Origin of the sequence: Lapidilactobacillus luobeiensis, from assembly GCF_024345205.1 — a bacterium.
Lineage (GTDB): Bacteria > Bacillota > Bacilli > Lactobacillales > Lactobacillaceae > Lapidilactobacillus > Lapidilactobacillus luobeiensis.
This window is the reverse complement of the sequence record NZ_BROC01000059.1, coordinates 1-1,307: the sequence shown is the minus strand read 5'-3', so window position 1 is coordinate 1,307 and position 1,307 is coordinate 1. Positions and strand designations below refer to the sequence as shown.

Below are 1,307 nucleotides of genomic sequence, written 5' to 3'. Positions count from 1 at the left end.
GATTCCGGTTTAGCTCAGTTGGTAGAGCGCTTGACTGTTAATCAAGATGTCGTCAGTTCGAGTCTGACAACCGGAGTAAGGAAACGGTCTGGCTGAAGGCCAGATCGCTTTTTTATTTAAAGTATTTCGGATTTCAGTGAAGTTCAATGGCCCCTTGGTCAAGTGGTTAAGACACCGCCCTTTCACGGCGGTAACATGGGTTCAAATCCCGTAGGGGTCATGAGCGCCGGCTTAGCTCAGTTGGTAGAGCATCGGTATCGTAAACCGAGGGTCACAGGTTCGAATCCTGCAGCCGGCATTAAGCATTACTATCGATTATAAAAAGAGATTGAAAGTTGATTGTCAACTTTTAACCTCTTTTTTGGGGGGTCAATTTAAAGTGAATCCTATGTTTAGATAGACCGTAAGGCACTGACTTGACCCTCGTTTCTTCTTTGTATTTTCTTAGCACGTTCGATTCATCCTTTCATTTTTGCGTACAAAAATAGCACTCAATTAAGATTGGGTACTACTTAAAGATATTTAACATTTTTGCCAACCAAATCATCCTTAACCATGGGTATTGCAATCGTATTGGGCATGTCATAAACAATTTCTGATTGATAAACAATGCCGCCTATCTCTACTTTTTTATAATCCTTGAGAGTTACTGATGGTGTATACTTATCTAAGGTTAGCAAAGATAGACCACCAACATCCCACTTATCAACTATTTCGTCCATTATTTTTAGACCTCCTTATTCGATTTAATCGGATCAAAATGATACATTTCTTCTAAAAGATCACTAATCGTAGCTTGATTTCTAAAGAGCAATTGTTTCCAACAATAGATGCAGTAGCATTATATTTATTTAAGTGCTTTTCAATTTCCGCTGAACTGCGAAGGATATTGCTTCCGCTTTTCTTCGCATAAACAGATAACTCATCAAAACGCTATTTAGAAATCGATCGCCATCGGTTACCAATGAAATTATTTGATGGTTTGCACTGAAATTTCTCTCCAAACACTTATGTTCTCGACTTGATATCAAGCCGTTTACTCAAATGAATTCTAACATCTTTATTATCCTTCGCAAACTGTAAGTCACGTTTCTTCTGCTAAGTTTTTATCCGCTTTTCACGTGCGGTAGCTTTCCTTCGCGACTCTTTCTGTTCTTGTGCTTCTTTGTCACGGACGGTTTTGAAATATAACGAAGGCATTTCAAAACAGCTGTGACATATACCTTACTTCCTTAGTGTAAAGTTTTACTCGGGAGGTCAATGTCAAAGAATAAATTATTTAAAGATAAAGTTGACAAAAGAAGACC

At 38.3% G+C, this 1,307-nt stretch carries 1 protein-coding gene and 3 tRNA genes; 3 read left to right on the top strand and 1 reads right to left on the bottom strand.

Going from position 1 to position 1,307, the window contains the following annotated elements; genetic code table 11:
• The first annotated feature begins 3 nt into the window (after nucleotides 1-3).
• From OCU21_RS11240 to OCU21_RS11230, 3 genes are all read left to right on the top strand, one after another.
• A tRNA-Asn gene (locus OCU21_RS11240) sits at nucleotides 4-76 on the top strand.
• Between the two features lie 72 nt (nucleotides 77-148).
• Nucleotides 149-220 (top strand) — tRNA-Glu (locus OCU21_RS11235).
• 5 nt (nucleotides 221-225) lie between these two features.
• Nucleotides 226-298, top strand: a tRNA-Thr gene (locus tag OCU21_RS11230).
• Nucleotides 299-512: 214 nt separating this feature from the next.
• Here OCU21_RS11230 and OCU21_RS11225 read toward each other — a convergent pair.
• Nucleotides 513-722, bottom strand: a complete 210-nt coding sequence (locus tag OCU21_RS11225) for a hypothetical protein (protein WP_261807486.1) — start codon at nucleotides 720-722, stop codon at nucleotides 513-515.
• Nucleotides 723-1,307 lie beyond the last annotated feature (585 nt).